An 18,749-nucleotide genomic window follows, 5' to 3' on the forward strand; every position below is an offset into this window, starting at 1 on the left:
GCGAGGCACTCATCCACCGTCAGGCGAAACAGGGTCGCGCCCATGTTCATGGTCAGCAGCAGCGAGGTCAGCGGCGAGGTGCCGGGATTGCAGTCGGTGGCGAGCGCCATCGGCACGCCGGCCGCGCGCAAGTCCTCGATCGGCGGCAGCTTGGTCTCGCGCACGAAGTAGTAGGCGCCCGGCAGCAGGGTGGCGACCACGCCGGCCCTCGCCATGGCGGCGACGCCGGCCTGGTCCAGATGCTCCAGATGATCGGCCGACAGCGCGCCGTAATCAGCAGCCAGCGCAGCGCCGTGCAGGTTCGATAGTTGTTCAGCGTGCAGCTTCACAGGCAGGCCGTGCGCCTTGGCCGCCTCGAACACGCGGCGCGTCTGCTCTGGCGTGAAGCCGATCCCCTCGCAGAAGGCGTCCACGGCGTCGGCCAGGCCCTCGGCGGCCACGGCGGGAATCATCCGTTCGCACACTTCTTCGATGTAACCATCGGAGTTGCCGGTATATTCGGGTGGCAGGGCGTGGGCGCCGAGGAAGGTCGTCTTGACGCTGACCGGGCGCAATTGGCCGAGCTTGCGGGCCGCGCGCAGCGACTTCAGTTCGTGCTCGAGCGACAGGCCGTAGCCGGACTTGACCTCAATAGTGGTCAGGCCTTCGGCGATCAGGGCGTCGAGCCGGGGCAGGGCGCTGGCGACGAGTTCATCCTCGCTGGCCGCGCGCGTGGCCTTCATGGTCGAGACGATGCCGCCGCCCGCCCGCGCGATCTCCTCATAGGAGGCGCCGGCTAGCCGCAGTTCAAACTCGTGGGCGCGGTCGCCGCCGAAGATCAGGTGGGTGTGCGGGTCGATCAGGCCCGGCGTGATCCAGCGGCCCTGGCAATCGATGGTCTCGGCCGCCTCGAATCGCGGGGCCCCGGCGGCGTCACCGGAATAGACGATCTTCCCGTCCCGGCTGGCGATCAGGCCGTTCGCGATCTCTCCAAGTCCAGGCAACTCAGGGGAAAGCGTGGCGAGGCGGGCGCCCACCCAGATCCGATCGCATCGCATGTCCGCCTCCTTCACATCGTTCCGATTTATGTATATACATATGTCTGAGCAAGGAGGCTTGTCCAGTGTCTGATCGAAGCGAAACGATTTGGTTCGACAGCGCGCTGCTGGCGACCGGTTGGGCGCGCCATGTGCGCGTCAGCATTCTGGAAGGCCAGATCGCCGCAATCGAGACGGGGGCGCCGCGCGTTGCAGATGAGAGCGCTTATGGCCCAGCGCTCCCAGGCCTGCCCAACCTGCACAGCCACGCCTTCCAGCGTGGCATGGCGGGTCTGGCTGAGGTGCGTGGTCCGTCGGCGGACAGCTTCTGGACCTGGCGCGAAGTCATGTACCGGTTCCTGGAGCGGCTGGGCCCAGACGAGGTCGAGGCGGTCGCCGCGCTGGCCTATGCGGAGATGCTGGAATCCGGCTTCACCCGGGTCGGCGAGTTCCACTACCTGCACCACGACCAGGGCGGCCGCGCCTACGCCAATCCCGCCGAGATGGCGTCGCGGATCGCGGCGGCGGCCGAGACGACCGGCCTGGGGCTCACCTTGCTGCCGGTCTTCTATGCGCATTCGGGCTTCGGCGGCGATGATCCGGCGCCCGCCCAGGCCCGCTTTATCAATGATATCGATAGCTTCGCGAACCTGCTTGAGGCCAGTCGCAAGGCGCTCGTCCATCTGCCGGGCGCGGTGGTGGGGCTTGCGCCGCACAGCCTGCGCGCCGCGACGCCCACCGAGTTGGAGGCCCTCGTCGGCCTCGCCGGTGACGGGCCCATCCACATCCATATCGCCGAGCAGACCAAGGAGGTCTTGGACTGCGAGGCCTGGTCCGGCCAGCGGCCAGTCGATTGGCTGCTCGACCATGCGCCCGTCGATCAACGCTGGTGCCTGGTGCACGCGACCCATGTGACGCCGCAGGAAACCCTGCGGATGGCGGCCAGCGGCGCGGTGGTGGGGCTCTGCCCGATCACCGAGGCCAACCTCGGCGACGGCCTGTTTCCGGCCTTGGACTACTTGGACGCCGGCGGCAGGTTCGGCGTGGGCTCGGACTCCAACGTCCTGATCGACGCCGCCGAAGAGCTTCGCCTGTTGGAATACGGCCAGCGGCTGGCACGGCGGACGCGCAATGTGATGGCGACGCAGGCGGGCCGTTCGACCGGCGGGGATATCTACCGCGCGGTGCTCTCGGGCGGAGCCCAGGCGCTGGGGGCGACCGGCGGCGGCCTGAGCGTCGGGTCGCCGGCCGACATCGTCAGCCTGAGCGCCGGCCATTCAGCTCTGATCGGCCGCGAGGGCGACGCGATCCTGGACAGCTTCGTGTTCGCCGCTCGGCGCGACGTGATCGACGGGGTCTGGCGCGCCGGCCGCAAGGTCGTCAGTAACGGTCGCCACCATCGCCGCGACGAGATCGCGGCGCGATACCGGCAGGCCTTGGAGAAGGTGCTCGCGTGACCAAGCCCGCCGCGATCGCCGAAGATGCGCCCGCCGCGCTTCACCAGCGCATCCGCACCGAAATCGAGGCCAAGATCCTCTCGGGCGAGTGGGGGCCTGGTTTCCGCATCCCCTTCGAGCACGAACTGACCGAGCAATACGGCTGCTCGCGGATGACGGTCAGCAAGGCGATCTCGGCCTTGGCCGAAGCCGGATTGATCATGCGCAAGCGGCGAGCGGGTTCGTTCGTGGCGCGGCCGAAGGTGCATTCGGCCGTGCTCGACATCCCCGACCTGCGCTCGGAGATCGAGGGGCGGGGAGAGACCTACGCCTTCCAACTGGTCGCCTGCACGCCCCGCGCGCCCAAGACCAAGAGCGCCGAGGAAACGGAGCTCGCACGGGGAGGCGACCTGCTGGTCCTGCGCGGTGTTCACTTCGCCAGTGGGCGTCCCTTCGCCATCGAGGACCGCTTGATCAGCCTTCTGGCGGCGCCGCAGGCCCGCGACGTCGACTTCGCCGCCCAGCCGCCCGGCGCCTGGCTGCTCGAACACATTCCGTGGACCGAGGCGGAGAACCGCATCAGCGCGCTGGCAGCCGACACCGAGACCGCGCAGCTGCTCGCCATCGCGCCGGGAACCGCCTGCCTGGCGGTCGAGCGACGCACCTGGCGCGGCGGCGAGGGCGTCACCAAGGTGCGCCAACTGTTCCCCGGCGAAGCCTACGACCTCGTCGCCTGCTTCGGACCCTCGCGGGGTTAGGCGTCTACCTCGCCACACCCACTTCGCTACACCCGCTTCGCCACCCCAACCTCGCCGCCTCAGCTTCGTCATCCTAGGCGCAAGGCCTAGGATGACGAGGTCAGGGTTTGAACCATGGCTAAAGCGCCAGGAAGCTCTCGAAGCCGCCATAGATCATGCGCTTGCCGTCGAACGGCATGGCGGCCGGATCGTGCTTCAGGCGCGGGTCGGACATGACCTTGGTGTTGATCGCGTCACGCTGCTCGCGGGATTCGTAGGTGATCCACGAGAAGATCACGACCTCGTCGTCGCTCGCCTGCACGGCTCTCGGGAACGAGGTGAGTTCGCCATAGGGCACGTCGTCGGCGACGCACTCCACATAGGACAGGGCGCCGAACTCCATCCAGATCTCGCCCGCGGCCCGCGCGAACGCCTTGTAAGCTTCGAGGTTCTTCTTAGGCACGGCGAGTACGAAACCATCGACATAGGGCATGTTGGGTCTCCTTCGGGTCTGAACTGACCAAAGGACGAACGGGCGCGAACCGTTCCGACAATGGCGGAAGGTTTTGCCGCGCGGCGGCGGGGCGCATCCCTCTCGGTTCGTCATCGGCGGGCTCTTGTCCCGGCGATCCATAAACTCAGAGGTCCGACGATATGCTCCGAAGACGGTGTCTATGGATGGCCGACACAAGAGGTCGGCCATGACGATCTGTTAGGGGGAGCGAAGCCGCCGCCCGCCCTAAATCGGCATAGCGGTCGAGTACTTCACCTGGCTGAGCGCGAAGTGTGAGGCGGCGTTGGCGACATTGGGGTGATTCAGCAGCGCGCCCATCAGGAACCGCTCGTATCCGGCGACGTCGGCCACCACGACCCGCATCAGATAGTCCCATTCACCGGACATCGAGTGGCATTCCATGATCTCCGGCCGCGAGCGCAGGAAGGCCTCGAATTCTTGGCGGACCGCTGTCGCATGGGACTTCATGCGTAGCTGGCACATGACGTTGACGCCGCGCCCGACCTTCTCGGCGTCGACCAGGCGGACGCTTTCGAGCAACACCCCGGCGGTCTCTAGGGCCTTGATCCTGCGCCAGCAGGAGGCGGGCGACGCGCCGACCTGTTCGGCCAATGCGGCATGGCTCTGACTCGCATCCTGCTGCAGGGCGCGGAGCAACTTCCGATCGATCTCGTCGAACTGATGAATTTCTTTCACATCATCACCTAATGGCGAAACAGATGGCCACATGATCGTCAAATCATCGCGAGATTGAAAGCCATTCATCGCGCCTCCCGCGTAAATTTCATCGCAAGAGGAGGCCTTTTCGATGTTGGATGTCGCCGCGCCCGCGCGTTCCCTGTTCGAGGGGCTGAAGCCCCAGCAGCCCGACGTGCTGCTGTCGCTGATCGCGCTCTATCGCGATGATCCCCGTCCGCAGAAGATCGACCTTGGGGTCGGCGTCTATCGGGACGCGGCCGGCGACACCCCGGTGTTCGGCGCGGTGAAGGCGGCCGAGGCGCTCCTGCTCGAAACCCAAGCCACCAAGTCCTATCTCGGTCCGGAGGGCGATCTGCGCTTCCTGGAGCTGATCGCTCCGATGATCTTCGGTCAGAGCGCGGCGTCCCAGGACCTGTTCGGCGTCCAGACCCCCGGCGGCACCGGCGCCCTGCGCCTGGCGGCCGAACTCGCCAACGCCGGCACGTCCGGCGCGCGTATCTGGCTGGGCACGCCCAGCTGGCCGATCCATGCGCCGATCTTCACCCAGGCTGGCCTCAAGGTCGCGACCTATCGCTATTTCGATCCCAAGACCCAGGCGGTCTGTTTCGATGAGATGATGAGCGCGCTCGGCGGCGCCCAAGCTGGCGATGTCGTCCTGCTGCACGGCTGCTGCCACAACCCGGCGGGCGCCGATCTCAGCCTCGAGCAATGGCGGGCGGTCGCTGATCTGCTGGCCGCGCGCGGCGCGGTTCCGCTGATCGACCTGGCCTATCAAGGCCTGGGCGCTGGTCTCGATGAAGACGCGGCCGGTCTGCGGCTGGTGCTCGAGACGATCGACACCGCGCTGGTCGCCTATTCCTTCGACAAGAACTTCGGCCTCTATCGCGAGCGCACCGGCGCCCTGTTCGTCCGGGCGCGGGGCCAGGCCGAGCTGGTCCGCTCCAACATCCTGCAACTGGCCCGCTGCAACTGGTCCATGCCGCCCGATCACGGCGCGGCGGTGGTGCGGGTGGTGCTGGAGGATGCGGGCCTCACCGCCCAGTGGCGCGCCGAACTGGACGGCATGCGCCGGCGCCTGACCTCCGTTCGCCACGATCTGGCTGAGGCCGATCCGCGCCTTGAGCCGTTACGTGATCAGCACGGCCTCTTCTCGCTGCTGCCGCTGACGCCAGCCCAGGTCGAGACCATGCGTCGCGACCACGCCGTCTACATGGCCGGTTCGGGCCGCATCAATCTTGCCGGCCTCACCGCCGACACCGTCCAGCCATTCGTGCAGGCGCTTGGCGCCTGCCTGTCGGGAGACGCCCAATGACCATCACCGCCAACAACCCGATCGGCCTCGACGGCTTTGAGTTTGTCGAGTTCACCAGCCCCGATCCGGCCCGCATGGTCGAACTGATCGAGCAACTCGGCTTCACCGCCTACGCCAAGCATCCGACCAAGAACCTCGTCCGCTACAAGCAGGGCCGCATCAACCTGCTGGTCAACCAGGAGACCTCCGGCCAGGTCGCCGAGTTCCGCGCCGCCCACGGCCCGTCGGCCAACGGGATGGCTTTCCGTGTCGCCAACGCCAAGGCCGCCTACGAGCTCGCCCTGTCGCGCGGCGCCAAGGCCGGTGACGCGAGCCAGAGCGCCTTGCCGGACGCCTATGTGCTGGAAGGCATCGGCGGCTCGATGCTCTATCTGGTCGACCGCTTTGGCGAGGCGGGCACGATCTACGACGCCTGGGACCAGATCCCCGGCGCGGCCGAGGCGGAAGCCGCCAACAGCGTCGGCCTCGACCTGCTCGATCACCTGACCCACAACGTCAAGCGCGGCCAGATGCGCACCTGGTCGACCTTCTACAACCAGATTTTCGGCTTCGAAGAGCAGAAGTACTTCGACATCAAGGGCCAGGCGACCGGCCTGTTCAGCCAGGCGATGATCGCGCCTGACAAGGCCATCCGCATCCCGCTGAACGAGAGCCAGGACGACAGGTCCCAGATCGAAGAGTTCATCCGCGAGTACAACGGCGAGGGCATTCAGCACCTGGCCTTCACCACCGCCGACATCTACGGCACGGTCGAGAAACTGCGCGCGCGCGGCGTGAAGCTGCAGGACACCATCGAGACCTACTACGAGCTGATCGACAAGCGCGTCCCCGGCCACGGCGAGGACGTGGAGCGCCTGCGCAAGAACCGTATCCTGCTGGACGGCGCGGTCGGCGATGAAGGCCTGCTGCTGCAGATCTTCACCGAGAACCTGTTCGGCCCGATCTTCTTCGAGATCATCCAGCGCAAGGGCAACGAGGGCTTCGGCAACGGCAATTTCCAGGCGCTGTTCGAGTCCATCGAGCTCGACCAGATCCGTCGCGGCGTCATCAAGGTCGACGCGGCCTGAGGGGAGATCCCCCTCAGTCAGCCTTTGGCTGACAGCGCCCCCAAAGGGGGAGCATCTTGGCCTTGAGATCCTCCCCCACTGGGGGAGGTGGCGCGCGTAGCGCGACGGAGGGGAAAGGCGATGGAGCAAGCGATGAGCGCGCAGAACTACATGTCCGGATTCGGCAACAGCTTCGCCACCGAGGCCGTCGCCGGCGCCTTGCCCCAGGGTCAGAACTCGCCGCAGCGCACGCCGTTCGGGCTCTATGCCGAGCAGTTGTCGGGCAGCGCCTTCACCGCCCCGCGTCATGAGAACCGCCGCTCGTGGCTTTACCGCCTGCGGCCCACCGCCAGTCACGCGCCGTTCCTGCCCTACGAGGGCGGCAAGCTGGTGCGCTCGGGGCCGTTCGATGAGGTTCCGCCTAGCCCCAATCGCCTGCGTTGGGACCCGCTGCCCATTCCGGCCGAGCCGACCGATTTCGTCGACGGCCTAGCGACCTATGCCGGCAACGGCGACGCGGCGACCGGCGTAGGCGTCGCCATCCACCTCTACGCCGCCAACCGCTCGATGCAGGGCAGGGTGTTCTACGACGCCGACGGCGAATTGCTGATCGTGCCGCAGGACGGCGCGCTGTTGGTCGCCACCGAATTGGGGCGCCTGGACGTCGCGCCCGGCGAGATCGCGGTGATCCCGCGCGGCGTGCGCTTCCGGGTTGAACTGCACGGGCCGAGCGCCCGCGGCTATGTCTGCGAGAGCTATGGCGCGCCGTTCCGCCTGCCCGACCTCGGCCCCATCGGCTCCAACGGTCTGGCCAATCCGCGTGACTTCCTAACGCCGGTCGCCTGGTTTGAAGATCGCGACGAACCCACGGAAGTCGTTCAGAAATTCCAGGGCCGCCTGTGGACCTGCACGCTCAACCACTCGCCGCTCGATGTGGTCGCGTGGCATGGAAATCTAGCGCCCTACAAATACGACCTGGCCAACTTCAACACGATCAATACGGTCAGCTTCGACCATCCCGATCCGTCGATCTTCACGGTCCTGACCTCGCCCTCGGAGATCCCGGGCACCGCTAACTGCGACTTCGTGATCTTCCCGCCGCGCTGGATGGTGGCCGAGCACACCTTCCGCCCGCCGTGGTTCCACCGCAACGTCATGAGCGAGTTCATGGGCCTGATCCACGGCGCCTATGACGCCAAGGCCGGCGGCTTCGCGCCGGGCGGGGCCAGCCTGCACAACTGCATGAGCGGCCATGGTCCCGACAAGGCCAGCTATGAGGGCGCGGTCGCCGCGGGCCTCGGGCCGCACAAGATCGAAAACACCATGGCCTTCATGTTTGAGAGCCGTTGGGTGATCCGCCCGACCCGGTTCGCGGTCGAAACCCCGCTCGCCCAGCCGGACTATGACGACTGCTGGGCCGATTTCACCAAGGCGGAGTTGCCGCGTTGATCCTCGACGAGACCCACGACCCGGCGCGTACCAGCTGGGTCGTCACCGCCAACGGCCATGCCGACTTCCCCATACAGAATCTGCCGTTTGGCGTGTTCAGTCCGTCGGGCGGACCCGCGCGCGGCGGGGTGGCGATTGGCGAGCGCATCCTTGATCTTTCGCTAGCGGCGCGGTCGGACCTGCTTGTCGGCCCGGCCAAGTCGGCTGCGGAGGCGGGGGCTGGCTCCACGCTGAACCCTTTGCTCGGCTTGGCTCCCGTCGCGCGGCGGGGCCTGCGCCAACGTCTCTCCGAATTGCTGGCGGATGGTGCGCCCGACCGCGCCGAGGTCGAGACCTGGCTTCATGTGGCGTCCGATTGCGTCCTGCACCTGCCGGCCGCCATTGGCGACTACACCGACTTCTATGCGGGCATCCATCACGCCCTGAACGTCGGCCGTCAGTTCCGGCCGGAGAACCCGCTGCTTGCGAACTACAAGCACGTGCCGATCGGCTATCACGGCCGCGCCTCTTCGATCCGGCCGTCGGGCGCCCCCGTTCGCCGCCCGAGCGGCCAGCGCAAGGCGCCCGACGCCGAGGCGCCGACCTTCGGCCCCTCGCAACGCCTGGATCTGGAACTGGAGCTGGGTGTCTGGATCGGCCAGGGCAATGCGCTCGGCCAGCCCATTTCGATCGGCGAGGCGGGCGAGCACATCGCTGGGCTCTGCCTGCTCAACGACTGGTCGGCCCGTGACTTCCAGGCCTGGGAATATCAGCCGCTTGGTCCGTTCCTGGCCAAGAACTTCATGACCACGGTCTCGCCGTGGATCGTCACCGCAGAGGCGCTGGCCCCGTTCCGCATCGCCCAGCCGCCGCGCCCGCCGGGCGACCCGCAGCCGATGGCCTATCTGTGGGACGAGCGGGACCAGGCTACTGGCGCCTATGGGATCGGCCTCGAAGTGCTGCTCTCCACCGCGAAGATGCGCGAGCAGGGCCTAGCCCCGCTCAGCCTGTCGCGCGGACCAGCCAGCAACCTCTATTGGACCCTGGCCCAGCTGGTCGCTCACCACACGCTAGGCGGCTGCGACCTGCGGCCGGGCGACCTGCTTGGCACCGGCACCATCTCCACCCCTGACGACACCGGGCTTGGCAGCCTGTTGGAGCTGACCAAGGGCGGCACCCAGGCGATCACCCTGCCGACCGGCGAGACCCGCACCTTCCTGCAGGATGGTGATGAACTGACCATCGCCGCCCGCGCTCAGGCCGACGGCCGCGTGTCCATCGGCTTTGGCGAATGCCGGGGCGTGATCGAGCCGGCCCTTTGAACGAAGACGTCGCGCCCGCCCGGCTGTTCGCCACCCCGGCCGGCGTGAAGCTCTGCACGCTGGAGACGGTGGCCGATGGCGCGGCGCGCAACTTCGTTCTGCAGATCGGCGAGGCCCGCTTCCACGGCTTCGTCGTTCGTCAGGGCGAGCAGGTGAGGGGCTATGTCGACCGCTGCCCGCACGCCGGCCTGCCGCTGGCCCAGAAGCTCGACGATTATCTGACGCCCGCCGGCGATCTCATCGCCTGCTCCTGGCACGGCGCCCTGTTCGATATCGACAGCGGCGCCTGCGTCGGCGGCCCCTGCGTGGGCGGCGCATTGACGCCCTGGCCGGTGCAGGTCCTGGGCGGCTTCATCGCCACGGCTTGAGCTTTGCGCGAAAGCCGACTATCCAGCGGCCAATAGCATCAAGAGTTTGAGCTGACGCTCAACGCCAACCTGCTCCCGAGCAAGGTGGCGCCTCTCATCGAGAGGGATGTGGCCGGTCCGGCAAACCACGGGACAAGCCTCACGCGTCAGATCGGCTCCCATCCGAGAGGCGAGGGCGCATGTCCAACATTCAGCAGTTCGCCAGCGACAACTATGCGGGCATCTGCCCGGAGGCTTGGGCGGCCATGGACCGGGCCAATCACGGCCACGCGCCGGCCTATGGCGAAGATCCCTGGACGCAGGCCGCCGCCGACGCCTTCCGCGCGCTGTTCGCCACCGACTGCGAGGTGTTCTTCGCCTTCAACGGCACGGCGGCCAACTCGATGACCCTGGCGGCGCTCTGCCAGTCCTATCACAGCGTGATCTGCGCCGAATCCGCCCACGTCGAGACCGACGAGTGCGGCGCGCCGGAGTTCTTCTCCAACGGCTCCAAGCTGCTGGTCGCGCCCAGCCCGGACGGCAAGTTGACCCCCGCCGCGATCCGCGAAATCGCCGGCAAGCGCAGCGATATCCACTATCCCAAGCCCCGCGTCGTCACGATTACCCAGCCGACCGAGACCGGGCAGGTCTATTCCCAGGACGAGGTGCGGGCGATCTCGGCGGTCTGCCGCGAGCTGGGCCTGCGGTTGCACATGGACGGCGCGCGGTTCGCCAACGCCTGCGCGCACTTGGGCTGCGAGCCGGCCGACATCACCTGGAAGGCCGGGGTGGACGTGCTGTGCTTCGGCGGCACCAAGAACGGCATGGCGGTGGGGGAGGCGATCTTGTTCTTCGACCACGCCCTGGCCGAGGACTTCGACTATCGCTGCAAGCAGGCCGGGCAACTGGCCTCGAAGATGCGCTTCCTGGCCGCGCCGTGGATCGGGATGCTGGAGGACGGCGCCTGGCTGCGCAACGCCGCCCACGCCAACGCCTGCGCCACCGCCCTGGCCGATCAGGTGCGGGGCCTGCCGGGGGCGGGGCTGATGTTCCCGGTCCAGGCTAATGCGGTGTTCCTGCAAGCCTCGGAGGAACGCCTGGACGACCTGCGCGCACGGGGCTGGCGCTTCTACACCTTCATCGGCGGCGGAGCCCGGTTCATGTTTTCGTGGGACGCCGACCTCAGCCGCGTCGAGGAACTGGCGCAGGATCTGCGCGCGGTGTTCACGCCGGCCGCCTGAGGGCGGACGAACCCGGCGCAGGCTGTTATGCCTGACCGCACAGTCGTCGAAGGGCCGCTCCTTGCTTCACGTGCGTGAGTTTTCCGCGACCGGCTATCGGTCGCTGCGCAAGATCGTCTGCCCGGTCTCGGACCTGGAGGTCTTTGTCGGCGGCAACGGCGTCGGCAAGACCAACCTCTATCGCGCCCTGGAGCTGGTCCGGGCGGCGGCGACCAACACCCTGGGGCTGGAACTGGCCCAGGAGGGGATGGAGGCGGCCTTCTGGGCGGGGCCGCGCCGTTCGGGTCCGCCGCGCATCGAGTTGGAGGTCAGCCTGTCGGACCCGCAGGCGCGCGGGGCTGGGCGCGGCGTCTATCGCTACCATGTCGCCATCGGCTTCCCGCCGAAGGAGGCCTCACCAGCCTTCATCACCGAACCGCAGATCAAGGAGGAGTGGCTCTCCTACGACGGCGGCGGGCGGCAGGTCCGGCTGGTGGACCGTCGCGGTCCCTCGGTGATGGCCCGGGACGAGGCCGGTCGCCCGGTCGAGATCGATATCGACCTGCTGTCTTCTGAGACCGTGCTGGGCCGGCTGGAGGATCCCGGCCGCTTTCCCATGCTCGACATGGTCCGGCGGACCTTGCTGGAGTGGCGGTTCTACCACGACCTGCGCACCGACGCCGGTTCGCCCCTGCGCCGGCCATGTCCTGCGGTCGCCACCCCAACGCTCGCCTCCGACGGCGCGAACCTGGCGGCGGTGTTCGCCACCCTGGCCCATATCCGCCAGGACACCCACGACCTGGATGCGGTGATCGCCGCGGCGTTCCCCGGCGCGCGGCTGGTCGTGCCGAGCCCTGAGCGAACGGCGACCTTCGGCATGGTGTTCTCCGAGTTCCCCAAGCGGGTGTTCGAGCCCGAGGAACTCTCGGACGGCACCCTGCGGTTCCTCGGCTTGGCCGGGGCGCTGCTGGCCTACCGGCTGCCCCCGTTCATCGCGCTCAACGAGCCCGAGGCCAGCCTGCATCCCGACCTGATGGCCCCGCTCGCGCGGCTGGTGACCCAGGCGGCGGAGCGCTCGCAGATCTGGCTGGTGACCCACTCCCAACCCCTGGCTGACGCCATCGCCGCCACCGGGGCCGGAAAGGTGCGGACCGTAACCAAGCAGGACGGCGCCACCTGGATCGAAGGACTGAGCCTGATCGGCCAGTTCGCCGGCGAGGATTAGTCGAGAACCCAGCTCTCGAGAAAATAACTCATCAAGCTCAGAGTCTTATGGCCCATTCCTCGTTCTGCTCGGCGCCTACAGGTTCAGGGCCTGGCTCAACGTATAGATGACAAGGCCCACCAGGCCGCCGACGATGGTCCCGTTGACGCGGATGTATTGAAGGTCCTTGCCGACCTGCAACTCCAGCTTGTCGACGACGCCCTTGGTGTCCCAGCCGGCCACCACCTGGGCGACGAAGCCGCCGATCTCGTGGCGGCGGGGGGCTATCACCTGGCGCGCCAGGATCCGCGCCCATTCGTTCAGCCGCGCCTGGGCGCCCTGCTCGGTGTGCAGCCATTCGCCCAGCGCCAGCAGGATCTGCTCCAGCCGCTCGGCGATCATCGGGCTCTCGGCGGTGCTGAGCCGGCCCTCGAGTTCGTTCCAGACGCCGCGCGCCTGCTCGTGAAGCCGTGGGTCTTCCAGCAGCCGCAGCTTCAGCGCCTCGCCCTTGGCGATCAGGTCCGGGTCATGGGCCAGCCGCTCGATGAACGCCTCGATCGCGCTCCCCAGCTCCTGGCGCCAGGGGTGGTCCGGCGCCCGCATCTCCTCCAGCACCTGGCCAAGGCCGGAGGTGACCTTCTCGGCGATCATCCTGTCGACGAACTTCGGCATCCACTTCCAGGACCGGGTCTCGACATTGGCCTGGATCAGTTCCTCGTGCTCGGCGAGGTAGGTGACCAGCTGGTCGACGCCCCAGTCGAACAGGGCCTGGGAGCGGCCTTCGTTCCAGACGGCGGCGAGGATCTTCGAGGCGGTCGGGGCGGCGGGAACGGCCTTGGCCGCGGTCATGCCGATCGAGGCGGCGGTGTCGCGCAGCATGTCCTTGGGCAGCACCCGCAGCACACCGGGCAGCAGGCCCGCCAGCCGTCCGGCCAGGCGGCGTGCGTGGCGCGGCTGACGCAGCCATTCACCGCCCCAGCGGGCGACCTCCAGCTGCTTGAGCCGGCTGTCGAGCACGTCGACGGTCAGGAAGTTGTTGGCGATGAAGTCGCCCAGCGCCTGGCCGATCTTGTCCTTGTTGCGCGGGATGATGCCGGTGTGCGGGATCGGCAGGCCCAGCGGCCTGCGGAAGATGGCGGTGACCGCGAACCAGTCGGCGCAGGCCCCGACCATGCCCGCCTCGGCGAAGGCGCGCACATAGCCCAGCCAGGGCCACCGGTCGTCGGCCAGGCTGGCGGCGACGAAGACCATCGCCATCACGACCAGAAGGCCGGTGGCGATGGTCCGCATGCGTTTCAGGTCGCGCGCCTTGAGGTCGTCGCGGGACGCCGCGGCGGCGACAAGGCTGACAGCTGTCATGCGCGGTTAGTGCCCGGCGCTGGCGGGCGCGTCCTGGTCCTTGGCGTCGGTCTCATCTCGCGATGCACGCGCCTCGGCGTCCTTTCGACGCGCCATGGCCGCCGAGATGTTGTCGGCGGTCTTGCGGATGGTCTCGCTCACCTTGTTGTCGAACTCGGTCATGTTGCGATTGAAAGCCGAGTCGGGGCCCAGGCTGTCGGTGATCTTGCGGCCCAGCACCGACCACTCGTCCTGCAGCTTGCGGGCGACGGCGTCGAAGTCGGTGACGCCGGGCGAGGCTGGCCTGTCGCCCAGCGCGGTGCGCGCCGCCGAGGCGATGAAGCCCGAACGGCTCATGCCGCGGGCTTCGGCGCCCTGGTCGATCCGCTTCAGCAGCCGCTCGCCGATCGAGATGTTCACCCGCACCGGGGTGTCCTCGACGGTGATGTCGACCAGGAAGGGGATGACGCCGGCCTGATGGGTCACGGCTTCGATGGGGGTGGGCCTCGGCCATTCCTGGCCGTCGCTTTCCAGGCGTTGCAGTTCCTTCTGCACGGCCTCGCGGGCCCCGGTCACCAGTTCGGCCATGCCGGGGCCGCCGGCGATGATCTCAGGCAGGTCGGGGAAGCTGGCGGTGTAGCCGGCCTGCTGGTCGCCCTGGGCGAGGGCGACGAAAACGAGCGTGGTCATGTGCGGTCCTCCATGAAGACAGTGACAGCACCCAACGTTGTGTAGTTTTGCGCAATTTCAAGTCCCGGGGGCCAACGGCTCGGATTTCGAGGTCAGTGCGCCGCCAGGACGACCCCCACGAGAACAGCGGCCCAATGGGCCCCGGCGCCGGCGACGACGTGGCCGTGCCAGATCGCGCGAGAATACCGCAGGCGCTTGTTCACATAGAAGATCACGCCGCTGGAATAGAGCAGGCCGCCGACGGCCAGCAGCACCACGGTCAGCGGGGTCGCGCCGCTGATCAGCGGCTTCAGCGCCAGGACCACGATCCAGCCCAGGGCGAGATAGGCGACAACCCACAGCCGCCGGTCGATGGCCGGCAGCAGCACCTTGCCCAGCGCCCCGAAGATCGCGATCGACCAGACGGCGGCGGTCATCCCCCAGGCCCAGGCCCCGGTCAGGGTCTGGGTCGTGAACGGCGTGTAGGAGCCGGCGATCATCAGGAAGATGCCCGCGTGGTCCAGCCGCCGCAGGGTCGGCCGGAACCGCGGCTTGGCGAAATTGTAGGCGGTCGAGAAGCCCAGCATGGCCAGCAGGCCGGTGGTGTAGATCCCGACGGCGACCGCCTTGCTCAGCGACTGGTCCTGAACCGCCAGGGCCAGCAGCACGATACCGCCGACCAGGGCGAGGGTCAGGCCGACCACATGGACCACCAGGTCGGCGCACTTGGCTCCAGCCGTAGGATAGTGACGCGGCGCGACAGGCGCGGTCTGGTTCATGAAGACGCTCCCAGGTTCGTGGTCGTTCCAGATGACCACGATATCAGGTCATCTCTGCGGCCGGCATGAAATGCGACCGTTGAGGCGCTCAAGGACATTCCCTGATCGCTGGAAACGCGACAGGGTTGCCTGACGCCGCGTCGAATGCGTAGAGCGCGGGCAAAGGCAAATCAGTTCGAGGAGACGCAAGATGGGCGTGCTTGAGGGCAAGGTCGTTCTGGTCACCGGCGGGGCCGGCGGCATCGGCAAGGAATGCGCGCTGCTGGCGGCGCGCGAAGGCGCCAAGGTCGTGGTCAACGATCTGGGGGGAAGTGTCGGCGGCGGCGACAGCGGCGACGCTGGTCCGGCCGAACAGACCGCGGCCGAGATCCGCGCCGCGGGCGGCGAGGCGGTTTCCAATTCCGAGAGCGTCACCAGCATGGCCTCGGTCCAGGGGATGATCACTCAGGCGCTGGACACCTTCGGCGGCCTGCACGCCATCATCAATCCGGCCGGCATCCTGCGCGACGGCATGTTCCACAAGATGACCGACGAGGACTGGGACAAGGTCATCGAGGTGCACCTGCGCGGCGCCTATAATGTCAGCCGCGCCTCGGTGGAGCATTTCCGCAACCAGCAGGAAGGCTCCTATGTCCACTTCACCTCGACCAGCGGCCTGATCGGCAACATCGGCCAGGCCAACTACGCCGCCGCCAAGCTGGGGGTGATGGGTCTGTCGCGCATCCTGGCGATGGAGGGGGCGCTGAAGAACGTCCGCTCCAACATCATCGCGCCGTTCGCCTGGACCCGGATGATCGCCACGATTCCGGTCAAGGACGAGGCCTCGGCCCAGCGCGTCGAGCGCATGAAGAACGCCATGCGCGCCGACCAGGTCGCCCAACTCGCCGTCGCCCTGGCTTCGCCTGAAGCCAAGGACGTCAGCGGCCAGATCTTCGCCGTGCGCGGCAACGAGGTGATCCTGTTCGACCAGCCCCGGCCGGTGCGCAACATGGCCAACCTCGAAGGCTGGACCCCGCGCTCGTTGCTCGACGTGGCTCTGCCGGCCATGAAGAACAGCTTCTTCGACACCGGCGCCAGCGCCAGCGTCTTCCCTTACGACCCGATCTGAGGACCGCCCCATGCGCCGCGTCGCCATCGTCAGCCCCGTTCGCACCGCCGTCGGCAAGTTCCAGGGAGGGCTGGCCAGCATGACGGCCGGCGATCTCGGCGCGGTGATCCTGCGCGCACTGGTCGAGCGCACGAAACTTGATCCCGAGCGGGTCGACGACGTGATCTTCGCCCAGGGCTACGGCAACGGCGAGGCGCCCTGCATCGCCCGCTGGTCGCTGCTGGCCGCCGACTTCCCGATCAGCGTCCCGGGCTATCAGCTCGACCGCCGGTGCGGCAGCGGCCTGCAGGCGATCATCGACGCGGCGATGATGGTCCAGACCGGCGCGGCCGACGTGGTCATCGCCGGCGGCGTCGAGAGCATGAGCAATGTCGAGTACTACAGCCTCGATATGCGCAATGGCGCGCGCGCGGGTCCCGTCACCATGCACGACCGCCTGGCGCGTGGCCGGGTGATGAGCCAGCCGATCAGCCGCTTTGGCGTGATCAGCGGCATGATCGAGACCGCCGACAATCTGGCCCGCGACTACGGGATCACCCGCGAAGAGAGCGACGCCTACGCGGTGGCCAGCCACCAGCGCGCGACTAAGGCCTGGGCCGAGGGCAAGTTCGATGACGAGCTGGTCAAGGTTTCGGTGCCGCAGAAGAAGGGCGATCCGGTCATCTTCGAGAAGGACGAGGGCTTTCGTCCCGACGCCTCGATGGAGAGCCTGGGCAAGCTGCGCGCCATCGAGAAGGACGGGGTCGTCACCGCCGGCAACGCCAGCCAGCAGAACGACGCCGCCGCCGCCTGCCTGGTCGTGGCTGAGGACAAGCTGGAGGAGCTGGGGCTGGAGCCGATGGCCTGGTTCCACAGCTGGGCCGCGGCGGGCTGCGATCCCTCGCGCATGGGCATCGGCCCGGTGCCGGCGGTCGAGCGGCTGTTCAAGCGCACCGGCCTGACCTGGAGCGACATCGACCTGGTCGAGCTTAACGAGGCCTTCGCGCCGCAGGTGCTGGCCGTGCTGAAAGGCTGGGGCTGGGACGACCGCGACAAGCTGAACGTCAACGGCTCGGGCATCTCGCTTGGCCACCCGATCGGCGCCACCGGCGGGCGCATCCTGGCCAATCTGCTGCGCGAGCTGCACCGCCGCGATGGTCGCTATGGTCTGGAGACCATGTGCATCGGCGGCGGGCAGGGGATCGCGGCGGTGTTCGAGCGGGCTTAGCCCGCTCGCCTAGCTTGAGTGGGTGGTGTCCGGTAGGCCAAGGATCCGCTTGGAGATGATGTTGTTCTGGATCTCGACCGATCCGCCATAGATCGACATCGCCTTGCCCGAGAGCCAGCTGCGGACCGCGTCCCGCTCTTCGGGGGCGAAGGCCTCGCCCTCCCAACCCAGGCCCTGGGCGCCCATGATCTCCAGGGTCAGCTCGGCCCGGGTCTGGGCGACGTTGGTGGCCGAGTTCTTCAGGATCGAGGCGGTGGTGGTGGCGCCCGACGCGCCCTTTGATTCGGCCGCCACCCGCGCCAGGGTCAGGCCGTGGACCTTGGCGTCCATCAGGTGCTGGGTCAGCCGGGTGCGCAGGTCGGTGTCGGCGATCTTTCCCTCGGCGTCGAGTTCGACATAGCGCTTGGCCACGTCCTGCAGCGCGGTCGGCTTGGGGCCTGTCGAGCCGCCGGTCTGGCTGGCGCGCTCGTGCTGCAGCAACCGCTTGCCGACCGTCCAGCCGACATTGATCTGACCCAGCAGGCCATCTTTCTCCGCCCGCGCCTGCGTGAAGAAAGTCTCGCAGAACGGTGAAGCGCCGGCGATCAGCGCGATGGGCCGGGTCTCGATCGCCGGCTGGTGCATGTCGATCAGCATGAAGCTGATGCCGTCATGCTTCTTGGCCGTATTGTCGGTGCGGACCAGGGCACCGCACCAGTCGGAGTACTGGGCGCCCGACGTCCATGTCTTTTGGCCCGTAATCACCCAGTGGTCGCCGGCGTCCTCGCACTTCATCTGCAACGAGGCGAGATCGGAGCCGGCGTTGGGCTCGGAATAGCCGACGCACCAGCGGATCTCGCCGCGCGCGATGGGCGGCAGGTGCTGGCGCTTCTGTTCCTCGGTGCCGTAGTCGAGGATCGTCGGGCCGATCATGGTCACGCCCATGCCCGCGGTCAGGGGGTTGAAGGCGCCGATGCGGCCCATCTCCTGCTGCAGCACCCGGGCCTGCTGCGGCGAAAGCCCGCCGCCGCCGTATTCGGCCGGCCAGGTCGGCGTGCCCCAACCCTTCGCGCCCATCGCCTGTTTCCAGGCTAGCAGGTCGCCGGTCGGCGCCAGTCCGTCCATCAGGGCCATGGCCATGCCGGTCTGGCCGCGCAGCGAGGCGGAGAAATTCGCCTCGAGCCAGGCGCGGGCTTCGGCGCGGAAGGTCTCGAGCTCAAGGTCGCCAGCGGTGTTGGCCATGTCGGTCTCGCTTCCCAAATCGGTCACGTGTTGGTCGTCCAGCTACTTCTAGGAGGACTGGCGACGACGACAAGATCACGCAGGGGAAGGGGAGGGGCTCGCCGACGCGGGGAGTTTGCCGGCGTTAGGCGCCACGACGCACGCCG

The 18,749-nt window shown here is 67.8% G+C and carries 18 protein-coding genes and 1 riboswitch; of the genes, 11 read left to right on the plus strand and 7 right to left on the minus strand.

Going from position 1 to position 18,749, the window contains the following annotated elements:
• Positions 1-1,037: imidazolonepropionase (gene hutI, locus ASE02_RS16580; protein WP_056735752.1), on the minus strand; the 1,037-nt coding region annotated here is incomplete at its 3' end.
• A gap of 65 nt (positions 1,038-1,102) precedes the next feature.
• On the opposite strand from hutI, the gene ASE02_RS16585 reads away from it, so the two are divergent.
• Complete coding sequence (locus ASE02_RS16585) at positions 1,103-2,473, plus strand: formimidoylglutamate deiminase (protein ID WP_082602160.1); 1,371 nt, start codon at positions 1,103-1,105, stop codon at positions 2,471-2,473.
• Positions 2,470-3,210 (plus strand): histidine utilization repressor, encoded by a 741-nt coding sequence (gene hutC, locus ASE02_RS16590; protein WP_082602161.1) that lies wholly within the window; start codon positions 2,470-2,472, stop codon positions 3,208-3,210. Before ASE02_RS16585 ends, hutC begins: the two co-directional genes overlap by 4 nt.
• 118 nt (positions 3,211-3,328) lie before the next feature.
• Here hutC and ASE02_RS16595 read toward each other — a convergent pair whose 3' ends face one another.
• Both ASE02_RS16595 and ASE02_RS16600 read right to left on the minus strand, forming a co-directional pair.
• Positions 3,329-3,682 (minus strand): DUF1428 domain-containing protein, encoded by a 354-nt coding sequence (locus ASE02_RS16595; RefSeq protein ID WP_056735657.1) that lies wholly within the window; start codon positions 3,680-3,682, stop codon positions 3,329-3,331.
• Between the two features lie 246 nt (positions 3,683-3,928).
• Complete coding sequence (locus tag ASE02_RS16600) at positions 3,929-4,399, minus strand: Lrp/AsnC family transcriptional regulator (protein ID WP_200957709.1); 471 nt, start codon at positions 4,397-4,399, stop codon at positions 3,929-3,931.
• 112 nt (positions 4,400-4,511) lie between these two features.
• On the opposite strand from ASE02_RS16600, the gene ASE02_RS16605 reads away from it, so the two are divergent.
• From ASE02_RS16605 to ASE02_RS16635, 7 genes are all read left to right on the plus strand, one after another.
• The gene (locus tag ASE02_RS16605) at positions 4,512-5,714 is read left to right on the plus strand and encodes an amino acid aminotransferase (protein ID WP_056735658.1); all 1,203 of its coding nucleotides are present in this window, start codon (positions 4,512-4,514) and stop codon (positions 5,712-5,714) included.
• Positions 5,711-6,781 (plus strand): 4-hydroxyphenylpyruvate dioxygenase, encoded by a 1,071-nt coding sequence (gene hppD, locus ASE02_RS16610; protein ID WP_056735659.1) that lies wholly within the window; start codon positions 5,711-5,713, stop codon positions 6,779-6,781. Before ASE02_RS16605 ends, hppD begins: the two co-directional genes overlap by 4 nt.
• A 132-nt stretch (positions 6,782-6,913) precedes the next feature.
• Positions 6,914-8,209, plus strand: coding sequence for a homogentisate 1,2-dioxygenase (gene hmgA / locus ASE02_RS16615; protein ID WP_200957710.1), 1,296 nt, complete (start codon positions 6,914-6,916; stop codon positions 8,207-8,209).
• The gene (gene fahA, locus ASE02_RS16620) at positions 8,206-9,510 is read left to right on the plus strand and encodes a fumarylacetoacetase (RefSeq protein ID WP_056735661.1); all 1,305 of its coding nucleotides are present in this window, start codon (positions 8,206-8,208) and stop codon (positions 9,508-9,510) included. The genes hmgA and fahA overlap by 4 nt, the downstream gene beginning before the upstream one ends.
• Entirely contained in the window at positions 9,507-9,878 is a 372-nt protein-coding gene (locus ASE02_RS16625) for a Rieske (2Fe-2S) protein (RefSeq protein WP_235536727.1), read from the plus strand. The genes fahA and ASE02_RS16625 overlap by 4 nt, the downstream gene beginning before the upstream one ends.
• Positions 9,879-9,908: 30 nt before the next feature.
• Positions 9,909-10,016, plus strand: a riboswitch (SAM-I-IV-variant riboswitch).
• Positions 10,017-10,057: 41 nt separating this feature from the next.
• The gene (locus ASE02_RS16630; RefSeq protein ID WP_056735663.1) at positions 10,058-11,098 is read left to right on the plus strand and encodes a low specificity L-threonine aldolase; all 1,041 of its coding nucleotides are present in this window, start codon (positions 10,058-10,060) and stop codon (positions 11,096-11,098) included.
• A gap of 70 nt (positions 11,099-11,168) precedes the next feature.
• The gene (locus ASE02_RS16635) at positions 11,169-12,302 is read left to right on the plus strand and encodes an AAA family ATPase (RefSeq protein WP_235536738.1); all 1,134 of its coding nucleotides are present in this window, start codon (positions 11,169-11,171) and stop codon (positions 12,300-12,302) included.
• 75 nt (positions 12,303-12,377) lie between these two features.
• Here the strand turns inward: ASE02_RS16635 and ASE02_RS16640 are convergent, their stop codons facing one another.
• The 3 genes from ASE02_RS16640 to ASE02_RS16650 all read right to left on the minus strand — a co-directional run bounded on the left by ASE02_RS16640 (position 12,378) and on the right by ASE02_RS16650 (position 15,067).
• A complete protein-coding gene (locus ASE02_RS16640) occupies positions 12,378-13,640 on the minus strand; it encodes a DUF445 domain-containing protein (protein WP_056735665.1) in 1,263 nt (420 codons plus the stop codon).
• A 6-nt stretch (positions 13,641-13,646) separates the two neighbouring features.
• The gene (locus tag ASE02_RS16645) at positions 13,647-14,309 is read right to left on the minus strand and encodes a type II toxin-antitoxin system HicB family antitoxin (RefSeq protein ID WP_056735666.1); all 663 of its coding nucleotides are present in this window, start codon (positions 14,307-14,309) and stop codon (positions 13,647-13,649) included.
• Positions 14,310-14,401: 92 nt separating this feature from the next.
• On the minus strand, positions 14,402-15,067 hold the full coding sequence (locus tag ASE02_RS16650) for a hemolysin III family protein (RefSeq protein WP_056735667.1): 666 nt from the start codon (positions 15,065-15,067) through the stop codon (positions 14,402-14,404).
• Positions 15,068-15,257: 190 nt separating this feature from the next.
• On the opposite strand from ASE02_RS16650, the gene ASE02_RS16655 reads away from it, so the two are divergent.
• Together ASE02_RS16655 and ASE02_RS16660 are read left to right on the plus strand one after the other, a co-directional pair.
• Complete coding sequence (locus ASE02_RS16655; RefSeq protein WP_056735668.1) at positions 15,258-16,175, plus strand: SDR family NAD(P)-dependent oxidoreductase; 918 nt, start codon at positions 15,258-15,260, stop codon at positions 16,173-16,175.
• Between the two features lie 10 nt (positions 16,176-16,185).
• Positions 16,186-17,382, plus strand: coding sequence for an acetyl-CoA C-acetyltransferase (locus ASE02_RS16660; protein WP_056735669.1), 1,197 nt, complete (start codon positions 16,186-16,188; stop codon positions 17,380-17,382).
• Positions 17,383-17,391: 9 nt separating this feature from the next.
• On the opposite strand, the gene ASE02_RS16665 is transcribed toward ASE02_RS16660, so the two are convergent.
• Entirely contained in the window at positions 17,392-18,630 is a 1,239-nt protein-coding gene (locus ASE02_RS16665) for an acyl-CoA dehydrogenase family protein (protein WP_235536728.1), read from the minus strand.
• Between the last annotated feature and the right edge of the window lie 119 nt (positions 18,631-18,749).

The organism is Phenylobacterium sp. Root700, from assembly GCF_001429025.1.
In the GTDB taxonomy this organism is placed as follows: Bacteria; Pseudomonadota; Alphaproteobacteria; order Caulobacterales; family Caulobacteraceae; genus Phenylobacterium.

Coding starts and splice junctions, on each gene's coding strand:
- ASE02_RS16595 (WP_056735657.1), bottom strand. CDS start 3,682: ATGCCCTATGTCGATGGTTTCGTACTCGCCGTGCCTAAGAAGAACCTC.
- ASE02_RS16605 (WP_056735658.1), top strand. CDS start 4,512: ATGTTGGATGTCGCCGCGCCCGCGCGTTCCCTGTTCGAGGGGCTGAAG.
- hppD (WP_056735659.1), top strand. CDS start 5,711: ATGACCATCACCGCCAACAACCCGATCGGCCTCGACGGCTTTGAGTTT.
- hmgA (WP_200957710.1), top strand. CDS start 6,914: ATGAGCGCGCAGAACTACATGTCCGGATTCGGCAACAGCTTCGCCACC.
- ASE02_RS16630 (WP_056735663.1), top strand. CDS start 10,058: ATGTCCAACATTCAGCAGTTCGCCAGCGACAACTATGCGGGCATCTGC.
- ASE02_RS16640 (WP_056735665.1), bottom strand. CDS start 13,640: ATGACAGCTGTCAGCCTTGTCGCCGCCGCGGCGTCCCGCGACGACCTC.
- ASE02_RS16645 (WP_056735666.1), bottom strand. CDS start 14,309: ATGACCACGCTCGTTTTCGTCGCCCTCGCCCAGGGCGACCAGCAGGCC.
- ASE02_RS16650 (WP_056735667.1), bottom strand. CDS start 15,067: ATGAACCAGACCGCGCCTGTCGCGCCGCGTCACTATCCTACGGCTGGA.
- ASE02_RS16655 (WP_056735668.1), top strand. CDS start 15,258: ATGGGCGTGCTTGAGGGCAAGGTCGTTCTGGTCACCGGCGGGGCCGGC.
- ASE02_RS16660 (WP_056735669.1), top strand. CDS start 16,186: ATGCGCCGCGTCGCCATCGTCAGCCCCGTTCGCACCGCCGTCGGCAAG.